The organism is Rhizobium beringeri, assembly GCF_004306515.1.
Taxonomy (GTDB): Bacteria; Pseudomonadota; Alphaproteobacteria; order Rhizobiales; family Rhizobiaceae; genus Rhizobium; species Rhizobium beringeri.
On record NZ_SILG01000001.1, the window covers coordinates 1856823 to 1877036 of the forward strand.

Below are 20214 nucleotides of genomic sequence, written 5' to 3' on the forward strand. Positions count from 1 at the left end.
TTCTTATTGGGCGCTCGTATCCCACCACAGCGGCAGCTGGTAGCCGTAGAGCGGCACTGTGTCGGGATGGCCGATGCGTTTGCTGCGCGCCACCCATTGCTGACCCATATGATAGAGCGGAAGCACGTAATGGCTGGACAGCAGCAGCCTGTCGTAGGAGCGCACCGCCGCGGTGAAATCCTCAGCCGAGCGCGCCCTGAGCAGGTGATCGATCAAGGCATCGAGATCGGGGTCGGCAGCACCTGCGAAGCTGTCGGTGCCCTCGCGGGTCTTCGCGGCTGAAGACCAGCGGCCGAGCTGTTCGTTTCCAGGCGATAGCGAGGACGTGTAGGACTTCATGATCATGTCGTAGTCGAAGCTGTTCGTCCGGCTCTGATACTGCGAATCGTCGACCGTGCGGATCGAAGCGGCGATGCCGATCGTCTGCAGTGAACGCTGATAGGCGACGGCAAGCTTCTCCTGGTCGGCATTCTGCGTCATGATCTCGAAGGCGAGCTGGCGGCCGGAGCCATCGAGCATCTTGCCGCCCTGGATCGTATAGCCGCCCTGTTTCAGTTGCTCGACGGCCTGCTTCAGCACATTACGGTCGCGGCCGGAGCCGTCGGTGACTGGCAGCTTGTAGGTGCCGTCGAGAATCTCCGGCGCAATTTTGTCCTTGATCGGCCCGAGCAGGGCAAGCTCGGCCGCATTGGCGGGAACCCCGAAACTCGACAGCTCGGAATTCTGCCAGAAGCTTTGGGTACGTTTGTAGGCGCCGGAATAGAGGTTCTTGTTTGCCCATTCGAAATCGAACACCAGCGACAGGCCTTCGCGTACCTTGGGATCGGCAAAGATCGGCCGGCGCGTGTTGAACACGAAGCCGAGCATGCCGCTTGGCAGTTTCGGCGTGAACACGTCCTTGATCACAGCCCCCGAGGTGACGGCGGGGAAATTATAGGCATTGGCCCAATGACCGGGATTGCCGTCGGGATAGATGTCGACATCGCCCTTCTTGAAGGCCTCGAACAGCGTCGTATCCTGCAGGAAATACTGGACGGTGATCTGGTCGTAATTGTCGGTGCCGACCTTGGCGGGAATGTCCTTGCCCCAGTAGTTCGGATCGCGCTCATAGGTGATGCTCTCGCCGGGCTTCACCGTCTTCACCTTGTAGGGACCGGAGCCGACCGGTGGCGTCAGCGACGAACGGTCGAAGGTTTCCGGATCGATCGCATGTTTCGGCAGCACCGGGAAGAGACCGAAGATCAGCGGCGTCTCCCGGTCGGCCTTCTCGTTGAAGGTGAAACGCACACTGCGCTCGCCGACCTTTTCCATCTTGGCGACGACGTTGAGGCGGTTGGCGAAAGGCACACGGCCCTTGTCGCGCATCAGCTCGAAGGTGAACATCACATCGTCAGGCGTCACCGGTTGGCCATCGGCCCATTTCGCCTTCGGATTGAGGTTGAACTGAATGAAGCTCCGGTCGTCGTCCCATTCGACCGTTTCGGCGAGCAGGCCGTAGAGCGTGAAGGGCTCGTCCCTGGAACGCTGCATCAGCGATTCGTAGACGAGATTGCCGTAGTCCGGATCCCACATCCCGCGCGCCGTCGTGCGCATGCTCTTCAGGATGAACGGATTGAGGCTGTCGAAGGTGCCGACGACGCCATAGGTGATCTTGCCGCCCTTTTTCACGTCGGGATTGACGTAAGGGAAGTGTTTGTAGTCTGACGGTAAAGCCGGCTCACCGTGCATCGCGATGCCATGCAGCGGCTCGGCGGCGACAGTGCCGCACAGCAGCGAGAGGACGAGGGGGACGACGATCCGGAGCATTCGGCAATCCTTGATCCGTGAAAACGGGCATGATTCACCGCGGAGATTATCATGGGGTCGACCGATTCCAACACGGAGCGGCGATTTCTTTGGCATCGCGACGAAATGCACCTCAAATTGCCAAAGAAATGCTGGATATCTTGAACGCTGCGATGTAACAGGTGAACCCGAAGTTTCGGGGTCATGCATTTGCCTTATTTTTTTAAGAGGTGGAGTGCCGAACGACCCGATGGTTGGGGCGGCAAGACGCTGCTCCGAACGGATATCAGGAGACGGAATTCGTTATGATGTTCAAGTCTGAAAAGAAAATGCGGGCAGCACTGTCCGTTCTGGCAGTGATGTTCGGCGCTTCGGCTCCGGTCTCCTCCTTCGCACAGGATGCGTCGGCGCAGGCTCCGGCCGATGCCCCGGCACAGGCAGCAGGAGCGCCGAAGCTCGGCTGGTACAAGACCTGCAGCAAGCAGGAAGACAACGACATCTGTGTTGTCCAGAACCTGATCCTCGCCAATGGCGGCCAGCTCGTTACGGCCGTCGGCCTGATCTCGGTTTCCGGCAAGATCAACCGCAAGCTCCTGCAGGTCTCGGTTCCCACCGCACGCCTCGTTCCTCCCGGCGTCATCATGCAGATCGACGGCGGCAAGGGTCAGAAGCTCGACTACGCTGTCTGCCTGCCGGACAAGTGCACCGCCGAAATTCCGCTGACCGACGCAATGATCGCCAGCCTCAAGAAGGGCAGCGACGTGATCTTCACCTCGATCAACTTCCGCCGCGCTCCGAACCCGATCAAGATTTCGCTTGAAGGCTTCACCGGTGCTTATGACGGCGAACCGGTTTCCGAATCCAAGCTCGCTGAAAGCCAGCGCAGCCTGCAAGACAGCATGCAGAAGAAGGCCGAGGAAGCCCGCAAGAAGCTGGAAGACGCCCAGAAGGCAGCCAAGGCGCAGTAATCCTGCCATCATTTCTAGACAGAAACCCGGCTTTGCGCCGGGTTTTTTGTTGCGCAAAGAAAAGGCCTCGCCGGGAGAAGCGAGGCCTTGTTTATACGGTCGGTCGGTCATTCGATCTAGTGGGCGAAGCTCATCTTGGGTTTGAACTGCCCTGACGGGGCCTGATCGAAAATCTGATAGATCTGTGGGTTGCGAAGCGGCGTGCCGCTTTCGTCGTTCATCAGGTTCTGCTCGGAGACATAGGCGACATATTCGCTTTCGTCATTTTCGGCGAGCAGGTGATAGAAGGGCTGGTCTCTGCTCGGGCGCACCTCGGCCGGAATGGAATTCCACCATTCCTCCGTATTCGCGAACTCAGGATCAACGTCGAAGATGACGCCGCGAAACGGAAAAACCTTGTGCCGAACCACTTCGCCGATACTGAACTTTGCTACTCTTTCTTTCATGGTACGACTTCCTTTCATCACCAAATTTGGTGATTGGTGTCGCGCAAATCAAGATTTTTGCGCGAGTTCGTCACATGAACGTCATATCCTCCTAGTGGCGTCCATGACCTGGGAGGCGAAAGCCCCGGCGGGCCGGGACTTTCTGTGTTCAGGGCCCGATCAGGCCGAATAGTACATGTCGTATTCGACCGGATGCGGCGTCATTTCAAAACGCATCACCTCAGCCATCTTCAGTTCGATGAAAGCATCGATCTGGTCGTCGTCGAAGACGCCGCCAGCCGTCAGGAACTTGCGGTCCTTGTCGAGGCTTTCGAGTGCTTCGCGCAAGCTGCCGCAGACGGTCGGGATCTTCTTCAATTCCTTCGGCGGCAGGTCGTAGAGATCCTTGTCCATGGCCTTGCCCGGATGGATCTTGTTCTTGATGCCGTCGAGGCCGGCCATCAGCATGGCGGCGAAGGCGAGATAGGGGTTGGCAGTCGGATCCGGGAAGCGGACTTCGACGCGCTTGGCCTTCGGGTTGGAGCCGAACGGAATGCGGCAGGAGGCTGAACGGTTCCGGGCCGAATAGGCGAGCAGCACAGGGGCTTCGTAACCCGGGACGAGACGCTTGTAGGAGTTCGTCGACGGATTGGTGAAGGCGTTGATCGCCTTGGCATGCTTGATGATGCCGCCGATATAGAACAGGCAGCTCTCGGAAAGGCCTGCATATTCGTCGCCGGCAAAGGTCGGCTTGCCGCCCTTCCAAATCGACTGGTGCACATGCATGCCCGAGCCGTTGTCGCCGAAGATCGGCTTCGGCATGAAGGTCGCCGTCTTGCCATAGGCGTTGGCCACCTGGTGCACGACATATTTGTAGATCTGCATCTTGTCGGCGTTGCGCACCAGCGTATCGAACTTGATGCCGAGTTCGTGCTGGGCGGCGGCAACTTCATGGTGATGCTTTTCAACGACGACGCCCATCTCGGAGAGCACCGTCAGCATTTCCGAACGCATGTCCTGGGCGCTGTCGACGGGGGGAACCGGGAAATAGCCGCCCTTGACGCGCGGGCGATGGCCGAGGTTGCCGGTCTCGTAATCGGTGTCGTCATTCGACGGCAATTCGGTCGAATCGAGCTTGAAGCCGGTGTTATAAGGATCGGCCTTGTACTTGACGTCGTCGAAGACGAAGAATTCGGCTTCCGGGCCGACGAAGACCGTATCGCCGATGCCGGATGCCTTGAGATAGGCTTCGGCCTTCTTGGCGGTACCGCGCGGATCGCGGTTATAGGCCTCGCCGGAGACCGGATCGAGGATATCGCAGACGATGACCATGGTCGACTGGGCGAAGAACGGGTCCATATGCACCGTTTCGGTGTCGGGCATCAGCACCATGTCGGACTCGTTGATGGCCTTCCAGCCGCCGATCGAGGAGCCGTCGAACATCACACCGTCAGCGAACATGTCTTCGTCGACGCAGACAACGTCCATCGTCACATGCTGCAGCTTGCCCTTCGGGTCGGTGAAACGCAGATCGACGAACTTTACGTCGTTCTCCTTGATCTGCTTCAGAATTTCGCTTGCGGTCGCCATTAATGAGTTTCCTCCGATTTGCGATGACGGTGTAGGTCGGCGATGACGGTAACGGACTTTGCGCGATTGGCAAAGTGGTCAGATGGCATCGATGCCGGTCTCGCCCGTGCGGATGCGGATAACCTCTTCGATATTGGAGACGAAGATCTTTCCGTCGCCGATGCGGCCGGTCTGCGCCGCCTTGCGGATCGCATCGATGACGGCCTCCGCGTTCTCGTCGGCCAGCACGACCTCGACTTTGACCTTCGGCAGGAAATCGACGACGTATTCAGCTCCGCGGTAGAGTTCCGTGTGGCCCTTCTGACGGCCGAAACCCTTGGCTTCCGTGACCGTGATACCCTGCAGGCCAACTTCCTGAAGGGCTTCCTTCACTTCGTCCAGCTTGAAAGGCTTAATGATCGCTTCGATCTTTTTCATGAGAAAATGTCTCTCCGCTTCTCTTGTTATGGCAGGAATTTTCCCGCTCGCCGGATATGATGCAGATATCGTGCCAGTTTGAAATCCATCTTATCGAAAAAAGACGTCGATTCTGTCAAAACCGGCGCGTTTGCGGGGAATTCCATGTGGTTTTGGGGGCGGAATAGGTGAAAAAACATTGTCTCCGATCAAAATCCCATCCGAAACGGAAAAAGTCAGGTATTTTCGCAACTGCGAATACACATCTCGAGGAGATGAAAATATAGGCAAATGCTTAAATTGCGTCCTTCTCTTTGGTATTTTAGGCGGTTGTTTTTTAGGCGTTTTTTGATTGAATAGGGTGATGATCAAACATCTGTCCGACCTTCTTCTCACGCCTGCCGAAATGGCCGCCGTCGATGCGGCCGCTGCCGCATCCGGCATCGACTCCTTCGGCCTGATGGAGAGGGCAGGTGCCGCGGTCGCGGCCGCTGCTTTGAGCCTTCATCCCGGAGCTTTGCGCTTCGTTGTGCTCTGCGGACCGGGCAACAATGGCGGCGACGCCTATGTCGCCGCACGTCATCTGCAGGAGAGCGGGGCGAGGGTGGCGCTCTTCCACCTCGGCGATCCCTCCGGGCTGAAGGGCGATGCCGCCCGTGCCCGAGCCGGTTGCGTGCTCCAGGGGCAAAACCTCGACCTCTATCGGCCCGAAACCGGCGACGTCGTCATCGATGGCCTGTTCGGGGCGGGGCTTAGCCGCGAGGTGCCGGCTAATGTGCGCGCGCTGATCGGCCGCGTCACCGAGGCCGCTATTCCCGTGCTCGCCATCGATCTGCCCTCCGGCCTCGATGGCCGTACCGGCAAGGTGCTGGGTGCCGCCTTCCGGGCCTGCAATACCATCACCTTCATGACCCGCAAGCCCGGCCATCTCCTAATGCCGGGTAGGGAGCTTTGCGGTGAATTGGAGATCTTCGACATCGGCATTCCCGCCCGCATTATCAGGGCTGAGGCGGGCGGTCTCATCGCCGAGAACACGCCGGATGCCTGGAAGCGCGTGCTGCCGGCCGAGCAGCTGGAAACCCACAAATACAAGCGCGGTCATCTGGTCGTCTTCTCAGGTGAGGCCGACAAGACGGGTGCCGCGCGCATGTCGGCGATCTCGGGCCTGAAGGCCGGCGCCGGCCTGGTGACGATCGCAGCCCCCCGCGCGGCGATGGCCGCCAATGCTGCGCATCTCACCGCCGTCATGCTGCATGCCATCGACGACGAGGCCGACCTCGGCGACTGGCTCTCCGACAAGCGGCTGCAGACCTTCGTCCTCGGCCCCGGTTTCGGCATTGGCGCCAGGGCACGCGGCTTCGTCTCGGCCCTTGCCGATCGCCATCTGGTGCTCGATGCCGACGGCATCTCCTCGTTCAAGGACAATCCGCAACAGCTGTTTGATCTTTTCCGGGGTGAGCCGCGTCTGGTGCTGACGCCGCACGAAGGCGAATTCGCGCGGCTCTTTCCCGATATCGGTGACGACGACGCGCTCGGCAAGGTGGACAAGGCCTTGGCCGCCGCCCGCCGGGCCAATGCCGCGATTATCTACAAAGGCGCCGATACCGTCATCGCCGCGCCAGACGGCCGTGCGCTCATCAATACCAACGCTCCCGTCTGGCTTGCCACCGCCGGTTCCGGCGACGTGCTTGCCGGCATCATAGGCGGATTGCTCGCCCAGGGCCTGCCGGCCTTCGAGGCCGCGGCTGCCGGCGTCTGGCTGCATGGCGAGGCAGGTCAACGCGCCGGCAAGGGCTTGACGGCAGAGGAGCTTGCAGCCGAAGTATTGCCGCTTTAGAGCGCCGGTGCGTCCTTTCGGACGCACAAAGGACGCTCTAACTCTTTCAATTCTCGCATCGTGCTTTCCGACGATCGATTCCGATTTTCGGTCCGATGCGCTGGCAATTCCGCATGGGCCAGGATTGAGGAGCGCGGACGCCGCTGATCCGGCCATCTGGCAGATCTGCCCGCTGCTGGCCTCCTGCACCTCGAACGCAGACGCAATCCGCATCGTCACCCGCTATGTGGCCGTGGCTCAGGTTGGGTTGTTTTACAATTGTAAATGCGGCCAGAGTGTTCTGTCGCGGGTTTCGCAGAAACGGGTACGAGCGGGTCCGTCCTCCGTTGGACGAGGGCGGGTTGAGCCCGATGCCGGCTGAATAACGGCCATTGTCGTCGCGCTCCTTGCGTGGCATCGTCCGGGCGGAGGATTCCACCTCTCGTTGACGGGCTTTCCGTTTTTTACTGCGTAAGTCTGTCTTCTCGACGGAGGCTCGAATGAGTATTGGCCTGATCGCCCTTCTTGATGATATCGCGGCATTGGCCAAGGTGGCTGCGGCGTCGCTCGACGATATTGCCGGCCAGGCTGCCAAGGCAGGCGCGAAAGCGGCTGGCGTCGTCATTGATGATGCGGCAGTCACGCCGCGCTACGTCACCGGATTTTCGGCAGCACGCGAATTGCCGATCATCGGCAAGATCACGCTCGGCTCGCTGAAGAACAAGCTTCTGATCCTGCTTCCGGCAGCACTGATCCTGAGCCTTGTCGCACCGCAGTCGATCACGCCGCTGCTGATGATCGGCGGGCTTTATCTCTGCTACGAGGGTGTGGAAAAAGTCTACGAACTGGTGATGCCGCATGCAGCCCATGCCCATGAATCGGCACTCGAGACGACAAGCCTCGATGCCAAATCGCTAGAAGACGAGAAGGTTGCCGGCGCAATCAAGACGGATTTCATCCTGTCGGCCGAAATCATGGCGATTACGCTCGCCGCGGTGCCGTCAGACAGCATGTTCACGCAGGCCCTCATCCTTGCCGTCGTTGGACTGGGGATCACGATCATGGTCTATGGCGGCGTGGCGCTTATCGTGAAGGCCGATGATCTGGGTCTAATGCTGGCGCGTGTGCGGACGGCATCTCCGATGGGCGCCTTCTTGCGTTCGATCGGGAAGGGGCTCGTCACAGGCATGCCTTATTTTCTGAAAGTGCTCGGCATCGTCGGAACGGCGGCCATGATCTGGGTCGGCGGCGGCATCATCGTTCATGGCCTCGAAGCCTATGGCATCAGCGGCCTTGCGCATCTGATTCATGATGCCGGCGAGGCGACGGCGCATGCAGTTCCCGTTCTGGCATCAGTGCTGCGCTGGATCGTCGAGGCCGCAGGCGCGGGCATCGTCGGTATCGTCGTCGGCTTGATCGCAATTCCGGTCACAGGCTACGCCGTCTCGCCGATATGGCGGTACCTCAAATCGCTCCTGCCGCGGCGGCGGAAAGAGGCGCTGGCGGATGGGAAAAAATAAAGCCCTCGTCCATCGACGAGCAAGGCGTCATATCCAGCCTCATGGAACACGTGACCGACGATGTGATACCCACAATGTCACGATCCCTATGTGACTATTCAGCCTCGCCTATTTCGCTAGCGCCTGCTGCAGGGCGATCGCCCCATGCGGCGCATTGACCTTGCCCTCATGGATCATGAAGGCGAAGACGTCGCGCGGCTCAGCCTTCACTTTGCGATCTCCATCGATCAGCGGCAGGTCACCAGGAACTTTGCCCTCGGCCCAGGTCTCCAGTCGGTCTGCCCAGGCCTTCAGGTCCTTTTCCGGATAGCAGGTCGGTATATCGTCCGAGCCCTTCTGCAGCCGCGCATAGACGAAATCGGCCGTCACGTCGGCGATCATCGGATATTCGAAATGTTCGGCGCAAACAGGCGCCACGCCATATTTCGCCAGCAGCGCCACGAACTCCGGCACCTTGAAGGAATCATGCCGTACCTCAACCACGTGGCGCAGCGTCAGCCCGTCGTGTTTTGCCGGCAGCAGCTTCAGGAAGGCTTCGAAATCGTCTGCATCGAACCTCTTGGTCGGCGCGAACTGCCAGAGCAGCGGCCCGAGATGATCGCCGAGTTCGCTGATGCCCGATGACAGAAACCGCTCCATCGATTCACCGGCTTCGGCAAGCACCCGCCGATTGGTGACGAAACGTGTCGCCTTCAGCGAAAAGATGAAACCGTCAGGCACGTCAGCCGCCCATTTGGCGAAGACCGCGGGCTTCTGCGTGCTGTAATAGGTGCCGTTGACCTCGATAACCTTCAGCTGGCGGCTGGCATAATTCAGCTCGTCCTTCTGTTTGAGGCTCTCGGGAAAGAAATGCCCGCGCCAGGGCTCGAAGGTCCAGCCGCCGATGCCGGTGCGGATAGTGCCGGATTTCGTCATGTCGTCCTCCCCATTCGCAGCCGCTCAGGCCGCATTGATCTCTTTCGTCATATCGACGAGCGTCCATCCTGGCCGATAAGGGTTCGGCCGGCGACCCGTTTCCTGAAACCCGAAGGCGCTGTAGAGCGCGATGTTCCGCTCCATCCGCGCATTGGTGTAGAGCTGGATCTCCGGCACGGCCCATTCCCGCGCCTTGCCCTCCAGCCAGCGCTGCATCGCCAGCCCATGCCCGGCACCCTGAAAGGCCGGCGAGACCGCGATGTTGAACAGCATGAGGTGATCGGCATGCTGCTCGACGACCACCAGGCCGGCCGTTTGCTCGCCGATCTCGCGCAGCCAGACCTCGCCGCGTTCGATCCGCGGCGCGTAATCCTCCGTCACCGGGATCGGCGGAGCGCCGAACAGCTCGGTATAGGGCCGATAGGCGGCTGACGTCAGCGTCGCGATCGTTTCCAGATCATCGGGCGACGCTGGCCTCATCGTCATTCCGCCGCAACCGCCTTCTTCACCGGCCGTCGCTCCAGCAATTCCTTCAGGAAGTGTCCGGTATAGGACCGCTTCTCCTTGACGATCGCTTCGGGCGTACCGGTTGCGACGATCTCACCGCCGCCGTCGCCGCCTTCGGGGCCGAAATCGAGCACCCAGTCGGCCGTCTTGATGACTTCGAGATTGTGCTCGATCACCACCACCGAGTTACCCTGGTTGACCAGTTCGTGCAGCATTTCAAGCAGCTTGGCGACGTCGTGGAAATGCAGGCCGGTCGTCGGTTCATCGAGAATGTAGAGCGTGCGCCCCGTCGAGCGTTTTGATAGCTCCTTGGCAAGCTTGACGCGCTGCGCCTCGCCACCCGAGAGCGTATTCGCCTGCTGGCCGACCTTGATATAACCGAGACCGACATCCTTCAGCGATTGCAGCTTGTCGCGCACGGCAGGCACCGCCGCGAAGAAATCGACGCCTTCCTCCACCGTCATGTCGAGCACCTCGGCGATCGATTTCTGCTTGAAGGTGACGTCGAGCGTCTCTCTGTTATAGCGCTTGCCGTGGCAGACGTCGCAGGTGACGTAGACATCGGGCAGGAAGTGCATCTCGATCTTGATGACACCATCGCCCTGGCAGGCTTCGCAGCGCCCGCCCTTGACGTTGAAGGAGAAACGGCCCGGCTGATAGCCGCGTGCCTTCGCCTCCGGCAGGCCGGCGAACCAGTCGCGGATCGGCGTGAAGGCGCCGGTATAGGTCGCCGGGTTCGAGCGCGGCGTGCGGCCGATCGGCGATTGGTCGATGTCGATCACCTTGTCGATATGCTCGAAGCCGTCGATGCGATCATGATCGGCCGGGTTTTCACGCGCGCCCATGACGCGCCGTGCTGCCGATTTATAAAGCGTCTCGATCAGGAAGGTGGATTTGCCGCCGCCGGAAACGCCGGTCACCGCCGTGAACACCCCGAGCGGGATCGACGCCGTGACGTTCTTCAGATTGTTGCCGCGCGCGCCGACCACCTTGATCTCGCGGCCCTTCTTCGGCTTGCGGCGTTCGTCGGGAACCGGAACGCCGAGTTCGCCGGAGAGATATTTGCCGGTCAGCGAGTTCGGACTGTCCATGATATCCTGCGGCGTACCATGGGCGATGACCTCACCGCCGTGAATGCCGGCCGCCGGGCCGATATCGACGACGTCGTCGGCCGACAGGATCGCATCCTCGTCATGTTCGACGACAATGACGGTGTTGCCGATGTCGCGCAGGTGCTTCAGCGTGTCGAGCAGCCGGGCATTGTCGCGCTGATGCAGGCCAATCGACGGTTCATCGAGCACGTAAAGCACACCCGTCAGTCCTGAGCCGATCTGCGAGGCGAGCCGGATGCGCTGGCTCTCGCCGCCCGACAGCGTGCCGGAATTGCGCGACAGGCTGAGATATTCCAGGCCGACATCGTTGAGGAAGCGCAACCGGTCGCGGATTTCCTTGAGGATGCGCACGGCGATCTCGTTCTGCTTGGCATTGAAGCTTGCCGGCAGTGTCTCGAACCAGTCGCGGGCGACGCGGATCGACATACCAGTCACTTCGCCGATATGCAGCGTGTCGATCTTCACCGCTAGCGCCTCTGGCTTCAGGCGGAAGCCGTTGCAGGCCGGGCAGGGGGCCGCCGACATGAAGCGCTCGATGTCTTCGCGCGCCCAGGCGGAATCGGTCTCTTTCCAGCGCCGCTCGAGATTGGTGATGATGCCCTCGAAATTCTTCTGGGTCGTGTAGGAACGGGCGCCGTCGGCGTAGTGGAACTCGATCTTGTCGTTGGTGCCGTTGAGGATCACGTCCTTGGCCTCGTCGGACAGATCGTTCCAGCGGGTGCCGAGCTTGAAGCCGTAATGTTTGCCGAGCGCTTCCAGCGTCTGATTGTAATAGGGTGAGGTCGACTTGGCCCAGGGCGCGATCGCCCCGTCGCGCAGCGTCCGCTCCGGCTCGGGCACGATGAGATCCGGATCGATCTTCTGCTGGGCGCCGAGGCCATCGCAGGTCGGGCAGGCGCCGAACGGGTTGTTGAAGGAGAACAGCCTGGGTTCGATCTCGGGAATGGTGAAGCCAGAGACCGGGCAGGCGAATTTCTCCGAAAACAGCACGCGCTCATGCGTCTCGTTCAGCGACTTGTTGGCCGAGCCGCCGGCCGAGGTCTCTTCCGGTGGCAGTGGCTTGTCGGCGAATTCGGCGACCGCCAGCCCGTCGGCGAGCTTCAGGCAGGTCTCCAAGCTGTCCGCCAACCGCGCCGAGACATCCGAGCGCACGACGATGCGGTCGACCACCACGTCGATGTCGTGCTTGTATTTCTTGTCGAGCACCGGCGCCTCGGCGATCTCGTAGAACTGGCCGTCGACCTTGACGCGCTGGAAGCCTTTCTTCATCAGCTCCGCCAGTTCCTTCTTGTATTCGCCCTTGCGCCCGCGCACGAGCGGCGCGAGAATATAAAGACGGGTGCCCTCGCCGAAATCGAGGATGCGGTCGACCATCTGGCTGACGGTCTGGCTCTCGATCGGCAGGCCGGTCGCCGGCGAATAGGGAACGCCGACGCGGGCAAAGAGCAGGCGCATATAGTCATAGATCTCGGTCACGGTGCCGACCGTCGAGCGCGGGTTGCGCGAGGTGGTCTTCTGCTCGATCGAGATCGCCGGCGACAGCCCGTCGATCTGGTCGACATCGGGCTTCTGCATCATTTCGAGGAACTGGCGGGCATAGGCCGACAGGCTCTCGACATAACGCCGCTGGCCCTCGGCATAGATCGTGTCGAAAGCGAGCGAGGATTTGCCGGAACCCGACAGCCCGGTCATGACGATCAGCTTGTTACGCGGCAGATCGAGATCGATGCTCTTGAGATTATGCTCGCGCGCGCCGCGGATGGAGATCGTCTTCAGTTCGCTCATCGTCTCTGCTTTGGTTTTCTGGATGACAGCCCTTATTTAGTGATGCCGACGGGCGAGTCGAGGCTGAATATCCGCAAGGGCTCAAGGTTTTCGATTCTGTTGACAGGATCATACGGATAAACTAGAACAAATAAAGAACAAAATTCCTGATGAATGCATGCGGCTTTCTGATGGGATAAATATGTGGATTAAATGCCGCCCATGCGCATCGGCGGTCCGTGATGGTTTAAGGTGCGCCGATCGATTAAACGCCGCCGGGCAGGGCGGCAGGCAGGGTGAGAAGTATGGCTGGTAGCGTGAATAAGGTAATTCTGGTTGGAAACGTCGGTGCAGACCCCGAAATCCGCCGCACTCAGGATGGCCGGCCGATCGCCAATCTTCGCATCGCGACCTCGGAGACGTGGCGCGATCGCAATTCCGGCGAGCGCCGTGAGAAGACCGAATGGCACACTGTCGTCGTCTTCAACGAGGGCCTCTGCAAGGTCGTCGAGCAATATGTGAAGAAGGGCGCCAAGCTCTATATCGAAGGCCAGCTGCAGACCCGCAAGTGGCAGGACCAGCAGGGCCAGGATCGTTACAGCACCGAAGTGGTGCTGCAGGGTTTTGGTTCGACGCTGACGATGCTCGACGGCCGCGGTGAAGGCGGCGGCGCGAGCGGCGGCCGTGGCAGTGCCGCTGGCGGCAACGATTATGGCGACGACTACGGCGCCCCGGCTCCCTCCTCATCGCCGAGCCGCGGCGGTGGCGGCGGCGGCGGTAACTTCTCGCGGGATCTCGACGACGATATCCCGTTCTGACGATAGTCTTTGCTGGCTTTGTGAAAGAGGTGAGAGAGCATGATGCCTTGGATGGCGTCATGCTCTTTTTCTTTGATTTCGCGGCAGATGCCGCCATTTCAGTGCGGCGTCGCGCTGATGAGATTGAGCGCCGATTTCGCGCCGTCGACGACGAATTGTGCGGCAAGGGCGGCGAGGATGACGCCGAGAAGGCGTGTCAGGATCGCCCGGCCGGTGACGCCGAGGAAACGGTCCAGCCGTTCGGCGACGAGCAGCATGAGGAAGGTCAGCAACAGATTGGCGGCAAGGACGCCGATCAGCTGCGCCTTTCCCACAGATGTCGCCAGCGTGCCGGCAAGCAGGATCGTCGCCGAGATCGCGCCGGGGCCGGCAATCAGCGGCAAGGCGAGGGGAAAGACGGCGATATTCTCGATATGATCCTTGGTGATCGCCACCTCGGTGGCCTTCTCCTTGCGATCCTGGCGCTTCTCGAACACCATCTCGAAGGCGATCCAGAATAGCAGCAGTCCGCCGGCGATGCGGAAGGCGCCGATCGAAATCCCGAGCACGCTGAGCACGCCGGCGCCGAACAGCGCGAAGACGGCGAGGATGATGAAGGCGATGGTCGAGCCACGCAGCGCCACCTGCGTGCGCTCACTGCGGCTCATGCCTGTCGTCAGCCCCAGAAAGATCGGTGCGAGCCCCGGCGGATCGATGGTGACGAGAAGCGTCGTGAAGGCGTTGATCAATTGGTCGGCGCTTGCCATCGGCTCTCCGGAACCCCATATGAGTGCGTGGTTTTTATGATTGTGAAGCGGGGATTCCGATTTGGCAAATATCCCGCGGCGGCCTGCGGCGGATTTGTCCGGTCCGGCCGCGTAACTTGTATGTTTTACCGTCTTTAAGCCGCAAAAGCCTGTTCAAAACGCGCTGTGAAATTGGCGCGGGAACAGGCTTTCCGCTATAAATCTTCAAGTGATTCTAGAAGAGATCGTGATCTGTTTTGACTGAGCAAACACCCCCCGGCGGCGGGAAGCTCCCGCCAGGCATCGAGCCCATCTCCATCATGGAGGAAATGCAGCGGTCGTATCTCGATTACGCCATGAGCGTCATCGTCAGCCGCGCGCTGCCCGACGTGCGCGACGGCCTCAAGCCCGTGCACCGGCGCATCCTCTACGGCATGTCCGAGCTCGGCATCGACTGGAACAAGAAATACGTCAAATGCGCCCGCGTCACCGGTGACGTGATGGGTAAATTCCATCCGCACGGCAATTCCGCGATCTATGATGCGCTCGCCCGCATGGCGCAGCCCTGGTCGCTGCGGCTGCCGCTGATCGACGGTCAGGGCAATTTCGGTTCGGTCGATGGTGATCCGCCGGCGGCCGAACGTTATACCGAATGCCGCCTCGAAAAGGCTGCCCACTCGCTACTCGACGATCTCGACAAGGAAACCGTCGATTTCCGCGACAACTACGACGGCACGCTCTCCGAGCCGGTCGTGGTACCCGCCAAATTCCCGAACCTGCTCGTCAACGGCGCCGGCGGCATCGCCGTCGGCATGGCGACCAACATCCCGCCGCACAATCTCTCCGAAGTCATCGACGGCTGCATCGCGCTGATCGACGATCCGGCAATCGAGCTGCCGGAACTGATCCAGATCATTCCCGGCCCCGATTTCCCGACGGGTGCGAAGATCCTCGGCCGTGCCGGTATCCGCTCGGCTTATGAGACCGGCCGCGGCTCCGTCATCATGCGCGGCGTCGCCGCCATCGAGCCGATGCGCGGTGACCGCGAGCAGATCATCATCACCGAGATTCCCTATCAGGTGAACAAGGCGACGATGATCGAGAAGATGGCCGAGCTGGTGCGCGACAAGCGCATCGAGGGCATCTCCGACCTGCGCGACGAATCCGACCGCCAGGGTTATCGCGTCGTCGTCGAGCTGAAGCGCGATGCCAATGCCGAAGTCATTCTCAATCAGCTTTATCGTTATACGCCGCTGCAGACGTCCTTCGGCTGCAACATGGTGGCGCTGAACGGCGGCAAGCCCGAACAGCTGACCCTGCTCGACATGCTTCGCGCTTTCGTCTCGTTCCGCGAAGAAGTCGTTAGCCGGAGAACGAAATTCCTGCTTCGCAAGGCGCGTGATCGCGCCCATGTGTTGGTCGGTCTCGCCATTGCCGTCGCCAATATCGACGAGGTCATCCGCGTCATCCGCCAGGCGCCCGATCCGCAGTCGGCCCGCGAAGAGCTGATGACCCGCCGCTGGCCGGCGGCAGATGTCGAAAGCCTGATCCGTCTGATTGACGATCCGCGCCATCGCATCAATGACGACCTGACCTACAATCTGTCGGAAGAGCAGGCGCGCGCCATCCTCGAACTGCGCCTCGCCCGCCTGACGGCCCTTGGCCGCGACGAAATCGGCGACGAACTCAACAAGATCGGCGAGGAAATCAAGGATTACCTCGATATTCTCTCCTCGCGCGTCCGCATCCAGACCATCGTCAAGGACGAACTTCTCGCCGTCCGGGACGAGTTCGGCACGCCGCGCCGCACCGAGATCGTCGATGGCGGCCTCGAAATGGACGACGAGGATCTGATCGCCCGCGAGGACATGGTCGTCACCGTCTCGCATCTCGGTTATATCAAGCGCGTGCCGCTCACCACTTATCGCGCCCAGCGCCGTGGTGGCAAAGGTCGCTCCGGCATGACCACCCGCGATGAGGATTTTGTTAGCCGGCTATTCGTGGTCAATACCCATACGCCGGTTCTGTTCTTCTCCTCGCGCGGCATCGTCTACAAGGAGAAGGTCTGGCGCCTGCCGATCGGCACGCCGACCTCGCGCGGCAAGGCGCTGATCAATATGCTGCCGCTCGCACCCGGCGAGCGCATCACCACCATCCTGCCCTTGCCCGAGGACGAGACGAGCTGGGACAATCTCGACGTCATGTTTTCGACGACGCGCGGCACGGTTCGCCGCAACAAGCTGTCGGACTTCGTCCAGGTCAACCGCAACGGCAAGATCGCCATGAAGCTTGAGGAGGAGGGCGACGAAATCCTCTCCGTCGAGACCTGCACCGAAGATGACGACGTGCTGCTCACGACGGCGCTCGGCCAGTGCATCCGCTTCTCCGTCGACGACGTCCGGGTCTTTGCCGGACGCAACTCGATCGGCGTGCGCGGCATCACGCTTGCCGGCGGCGACCGGATCATCTCGATGACCATCGTGCGCCATGTCAACGCCGAACCTTGGGAGCGCGCCGCCTATCTGAAGCGCGCCGCCAACGACAGGCGCCTGACAACGGGCGAGGCCGAGGAGATCGCGCTGGTTGGCGAGGAGGTCACCGAGGAGGGACAGCTGAGTGACGAGCGTTACGAAGAGCTGAAGCAGCTCGAGCAGTTCGTGCTGACCGTCTCCGAGAAGGGCTTCGGCAAGCGTTCGTCCTCCTACGACTTCCGCATCTCCGGCCGCGGCGGCAAGGGTATCCGCGCCACCGACACGTCGAAAACAGGCGAGATCGGCGAACTGGTCGCGGCCTTCCCCGTCGATGACGGTGACCAGATCATGCTGGTCTCCGATGGCGGCCAGCTGATCCGTGTGCCGGTCGGCGGCATCCGCATCGCCAGCCGCGCCACCAAGGGCGTCACCATCTTCTCGACGGCCAAGGATGAGAAGGTCGTCTCGGTCGAGCGCATCAGCGAGCCGGAGGAGGACGAGACGGAAGAGACTGTCGAGGTCGCCGAAGGCACTGCTGCTATCGAGGAAGGTGCTGCCGACGAAGGTGGCGGCGACGAAGGCCCGATTGCCGATGGCGATCCGGTCGGGCCAGCCGAGGAATGATCAAATGAACAGGGCGGCTTCGAGCCGCCCTTTTCTTTTCAGACCGCCCTTTCTTCTCAAGTCCGAGGATGGTTTGAGATCACGCCCAAAGAAAAAAGCCGGACGCTGGGTGCATCCGGCTTTGAATGGCCCTGGCGACGGAAGGGTGCCGCTCAAGGGTGGGAAGAGGAGAGAAGGGAACGTCAGAACGCTCTATGTTTTTCGTTCAGCGCCTTCACCTCTTCGCCTTCGCGCCGAAGCGCTGAAATCGTCGAGGCCACAGACACGATGAACATGACGCTGATGAGGGCGGTGAGCACTGTCAAGATCGTGAACATAGGCATTCCTTTCCTGGGGAGTTGTGTTCTCGCCCCTCAGTACTGGCCCAGCACGGCCGTCCGGGCCGAAGCATAGGGACCATAAACCTTGGACGTATCGACCTTCTGATCATAGAGAGCGACAGTTGCGGTCAGCATGCCCGTGACCATTACCATCCAGAGCACGTTAATCATCGTAATCTTACCGGGCATCTTTAGTCCTTCCTGCCGCGCTAATCGCATCTATGGGGTCGGTTGAATGAACGCATCCGTTTGAAAATGGTTCCGCCGGATGTTGAGGGGTGTTTACCAATGGCGATCTGAAGCCTCCTTGAATGTCTCGTTCATCTGGCGTTCAGATTCGAAGTCCGTTTTCGCGCAGCCGGCCTTGGGCGCGCACGATCGCCGCATGTTCGGCAAGCTCCGACCGCACCCAGCTCATCTCGTAACGATCGGCGAAATAGCCATAAGCCATCTCGGCGGCGAGGGAGAAAACGACGGCAAGTGCAACGAGCACGATCAGCATGGACCTGGTCTTTCGGGGAGCGCCTGATGCCGGAATGGCATCGGCTGCTTTGATGATCGGAGTTAAGCAGATCCTGTCTGAAACGGTCTTGAACGGGCCATTCATCCACCGTTTAACCGCCCGACGCACAACGTCCTTTACGTGTCTGAAAAGACGCGCGGCGCTCTAGCCGGACCCGGCCAAATCACTTGCGGCAAGGCGTCATCCGTGACAAAAGGCGTCAAACCAACGGTCGGGCCACATGACGACAGCTTTCTATCCGGGGTCCTTCGACCCGATCACCAACGGGCATGTGGATGTTCTGGTCCAGGCGCTGAACGTCGCCGAAAAGGTGATCGTCGCGATCGGCATCCATCCCGGCAAGGCGTCGCTCTTCTCCTTCGAAGAGAGAGCCGAGCTGATCCGCCGTTCTCTGGCGCAAGCGCTGCCCGGCAAGACCGGCGATATCACGGTCGTCGCCTTCGACAATCTGGTCGTCGATGCCGCCCGCACCCATGGCGCCACGCTGTTGATCCGCGGTCTTCGCGACGGCACCGATCTCGATTACGAAATGCAGATGGCCGGCATGAACCGGACGATGGCGCCCGATCTCCAGACGATCTTTTTGCCGGCGGGCACGGCCTCGCGGCCCATTACCGCCACATTGGTCCGCCAGATCGCCGCCATGGGCGGCGATGTCAGCGCTTTCGTGCCGGCCGCCGTTTTGCAAGCCCTCACATCCAAGCGCAAAGACTAACCAGCGCAAAGACCAGGCGGAACCCGCCGCAATGGAGCTCATATGAAACTCTTCTATCTCGCATTTGCCGGCGTGTTATATCTCGCCTCCTTCGCCGGGGATGCCTTCGCCCAGTCGGCCGATCACTATCTCACCATCCAGCTGAAGAACGGCCCTGTCGTCGTCCAGCTCATGCCTGAGGTGGCGCCGAAGCATGTCGCCCAGATCGAGGCGCTGGCAAAGAAGGGCGAATACGACAACGTCGCCTTCCACCGCGTCATTGACGGCTTCATGGCTCAGACCGGCGACGTCAAATACGGCAACATGGAAAAGGGCTTCGATGCGAGCCTCGCCGGCACCGGCTCTTCCGACCTGCCCGATATTCCGGCCGAATTCTCCAAGACCCCGTTCGTGCGCGGCACGGTCGGCATGGCTCGTTCGCAGGATCCGAATTCCGCCAATTCGCAGTTCTTCATCATGTTCGCCGACGGCTCCTTCCTGAACGGCCAGTACACCGTCGTTGGCAAGGTCGTCTCCGGCATGGAGAACGTCGACAAGATCAAGCGCGGCGAAGGCCAGAACGGCGAAGTCAAAAGCCCCGACCGGATGATCAAGGTCACCCTGGGCAAGAAGTAAGTTAAGAGAGAAAACTAGAGGAGAAGATAATGGCCGAGATCAAGGATCCCGAAAACACCGTCATTCTGGAAACCACCAAGGGCAAGGTTGTCATTCAGCTCTTGCCGCAGGTTGCCCCGGAGCATGTCGCCCGCATCAAGGAACTCGCCCGCGAGAAGGCCTATGACGGCGTCGTCTTCCACCGCGTCATCCAGGATTTCATGGCCCAGACGGGCGACGTCGAATTCGGCAAGAAGGGCTCGGAAACCTTCAATCCCGGCCGCGCCGGCATGGGCGGCTCTTCGAAGCCGGATCTGAAGGCCGAATTCTCCGCGACCACGCATACCCGCGGCACTTGCTCGATGGCCCGTTCGCAGAACCCGAACTCGGCCAATTCGCAGTTCTTCATCTGCTTCACCGACGCGCCTTGGCTGAACAAGCAGTATTCCGTCTGGGGCCAGGTCATCGAAGGCATGGATAACGTCGATAAGATCAAGCGCGGCGAGCCGGTTTCCGATCCGGATTCGATCGTCTCCATGCGGGTTGCCGCCGACGTCTGATTGTGATTTCTGCTGAAACCCGCCCTTGCGTGTCATCCGCGCGGGGGCGGGTTTCGCTTTGCCTGA

Annotated in this window: 19 protein-coding genes; 8 read left to right on the forward strand and 11 right to left on the reverse strand. The window is 60.6% G+C overall.

Translation table 11 applies throughout. The features are described from left to right. Positions 1 to 3: 3 nt before the first annotated feature. Complete coding sequence (locus ELH03_RS09495) at positions 4 to 1806, reverse strand: extracellular solute-binding protein (RefSeq protein ID WP_128411391.1); 1803 nt, start codon at positions 1804 to 1806, stop codon at positions 4 to 6. 284 nt (positions 1807 to 2090) lie between these two features. Between ELH03_RS09495 and ELH03_RS09500 the strand changes: the two genes are divergently transcribed. Beyond that, positions 2091 to 2753 (forward strand): invasion associated locus B family protein, encoded by a 663-nt coding sequence (locus tag ELH03_RS09500; RefSeq protein ID WP_128411392.1) that lies wholly within the window; start codon positions 2091 to 2093, stop codon positions 2751 to 2753. A 116-nt stretch (positions 2754 to 2869) separates the two neighbouring features. Here the strand turns inward: ELH03_RS09500 and hspQ are convergent, their stop codons facing one another. The 3 genes from hspQ to ELH03_RS09515 form a co-directional block, all read right to left on the reverse strand. Then, the gene (hspQ, locus tag ELH03_RS09505; protein WP_003539613.1) at positions 2870 to 3199 is read right to left on the reverse strand and encodes a heat shock protein HspQ; all 330 of its coding nucleotides are present in this window, start codon (positions 3197 to 3199) and stop codon (positions 2870 to 2872) included. A 159-nt stretch (positions 3200 to 3358) separates the two neighbouring features. Then, entirely contained in the window at positions 3359 to 4768 is a 1410-nt protein-coding gene (glnA, locus tag ELH03_RS09510) for a type I glutamate--ammonia ligase (RefSeq protein WP_011651961.1), read from the reverse strand. A gap of 78 nt (positions 4769 to 4846) precedes the next feature. Then, positions 4847 to 5185 carry a P-II family nitrogen regulator gene (locus ELH03_RS09515; protein WP_003579240.1) on the reverse strand — a complete coding sequence of 113 codons (339 nt, stop codon included), beginning with the start codon at positions 5183 to 5185 and terminating at the stop codon, positions 4847 to 4849. Positions 5186 to 5528: 343 nt separating this feature from the next. Here ELH03_RS09515 and ELH03_RS09520 point away from each other — a divergent pair, with 343 nt between their 5' ends. Together ELH03_RS09520 and ELH03_RS09525 are read left to right on the forward strand one after the other, a co-directional pair. Continuing rightward, positions 5529 to 7001 (forward strand): NAD(P)H-hydrate dehydratase, encoded by a 1473-nt coding sequence (locus ELH03_RS09520; protein ID WP_128411393.1) that lies wholly within the window; start codon positions 5529 to 5531, stop codon positions 6999 to 7001. Between the two features lie 479 nt (positions 7002 to 7480). Further along, complete coding sequence (locus ELH03_RS09525; protein WP_128411394.1) at positions 7481 to 8500, forward strand: DUF808 domain-containing protein; 1020 nt, start codon at positions 7481 to 7483, stop codon at positions 8498 to 8500. Between the two features lie 108 nt (positions 8501 to 8608). On the opposite strand, the gene ELH03_RS09530 is transcribed toward ELH03_RS09525, so the two are convergent. From ELH03_RS09530 to uvrA, 3 genes are read right to left on the reverse strand one after another with little or no spacing between them, the layout of a single operon-like run. Further along, positions 8609 to 9415, reverse strand: coding sequence for a DUF72 domain-containing protein (locus ELH03_RS09530; RefSeq protein ID WP_128411395.1), 807 nt, complete (start codon positions 9413 to 9415; stop codon positions 8609 to 8611). 24 nt (positions 9416 to 9439) lie between these two features. Continuing rightward, positions 9440 to 9901 carry a GNAT family N-acetyltransferase gene (locus ELH03_RS09535; protein WP_128411396.1) on the reverse strand — a complete coding sequence of 154 codons (462 nt, stop codon included), beginning with the start codon at positions 9899 to 9901 and terminating at the stop codon, positions 9440 to 9442. Next, positions 9898 to 12819, reverse strand: a complete 2922-nt coding sequence (uvrA, locus tag ELH03_RS09540) for an excinuclease ABC subunit UvrA (RefSeq protein WP_027684718.1) — start codon at positions 12817 to 12819, stop codon at positions 9898 to 9900. The genes ELH03_RS09535 and uvrA overlap by 4 nt, the downstream gene beginning before the upstream one ends. Before the next feature lie 284 nt (positions 12820 to 13103). On the opposite strand from uvrA, the gene ELH03_RS09545 reads away from it, so the two are divergent. Next, positions 13104 to 13616: a single-stranded DNA-binding protein gene (locus ELH03_RS09545; protein WP_128411397.1), complete on the forward strand. Its 513-nt coding sequence runs from the start codon at positions 13104 to 13106 to the stop codon at positions 13614 to 13616. A gap of 98 nt (positions 13617 to 13714) precedes the next feature. Here ELH03_RS09545 and ELH03_RS09550 read toward each other — a convergent pair whose 3' ends face one another. Beyond that, a complete protein-coding gene (locus ELH03_RS09550; RefSeq protein ID WP_018242015.1) occupies positions 13715 to 14362 on the reverse strand; it encodes a MarC family protein in 648 nt (215 codons plus the stop codon). A gap of 236 nt (positions 14363 to 14598) precedes the next feature. Between ELH03_RS09550 and gyrA the strand changes: the two genes are divergently transcribed. Beyond that, positions 14599 to 17436, forward strand: coding sequence for a DNA gyrase subunit A (gene gyrA / locus ELH03_RS09555; RefSeq protein WP_128405046.1), 2838 nt, complete (start codon positions 14599 to 14601; stop codon positions 17434 to 17436). A 182-nt stretch (positions 17437 to 17618) separates the two neighbouring features. Here the strand turns inward: gyrA and ELH03_RS38485 are convergent, their stop codons facing one another. The 3 genes from ELH03_RS38485 to ELH03_RS38630 all read right to left on the reverse strand — a co-directional run bounded on the left by ELH03_RS38485 (position 17619) and on the right by ELH03_RS38630 (position 18363). Next, positions 17619 to 17753, reverse strand: coding sequence for a hypothetical protein (locus tag ELH03_RS38485; protein WP_018445350.1), 135 nt, complete (start codon positions 17751 to 17753; stop codon positions 17619 to 17621). A gap of 36 nt (positions 17754 to 17789) precedes the next feature. Next, entirely contained in the window at positions 17790 to 17945 is a 156-nt protein-coding gene (locus ELH03_RS37355) for a hypothetical protein (RefSeq protein WP_003539654.1), read from the reverse strand. A gap of 142 nt (positions 17946 to 18087) precedes the next feature. Then, positions 18088 to 18363: a hypothetical protein gene (locus ELH03_RS38630; protein WP_128411398.1), complete on the reverse strand. Its 276-nt coding sequence runs from the start codon at positions 18361 to 18363 to the stop codon at positions 18088 to 18090. A gap of 136 nt (positions 18364 to 18499) precedes the next feature. Between ELH03_RS38630 and coaD the strand changes: the two genes are divergently transcribed. The 3 genes from coaD to ELH03_RS09575 are packed head-to-tail and all read left to right on the forward strand — an operon-like array spanning position 18500 to position 20148. Then, positions 18500 to 18994, forward strand: coding sequence for a pantetheine-phosphate adenylyltransferase (gene coaD / locus ELH03_RS09565; RefSeq protein WP_130766250.1), 495 nt, complete (start codon positions 18500 to 18502; stop codon positions 18992 to 18994). Positions 18995 to 19036: 42 nt separating this feature from the next. Beyond that, positions 19037 to 19609, forward strand: a complete 573-nt coding sequence (locus ELH03_RS09570; RefSeq protein ID WP_128405045.1) for a peptidylprolyl isomerase — start codon at positions 19037 to 19039, stop codon at positions 19607 to 19609. 29 nt (positions 19610 to 19638) lie between these two features. Next, the gene (locus ELH03_RS09575; RefSeq protein WP_003559389.1) at positions 19639 to 20148 is read left to right on the forward strand and encodes a peptidylprolyl isomerase; all 510 of its coding nucleotides are present in this window, start codon (positions 19639 to 19641) and stop codon (positions 20146 to 20148) included. The last annotated feature ends 66 nt before the right edge of the window (positions 20149 to 20214 follow it).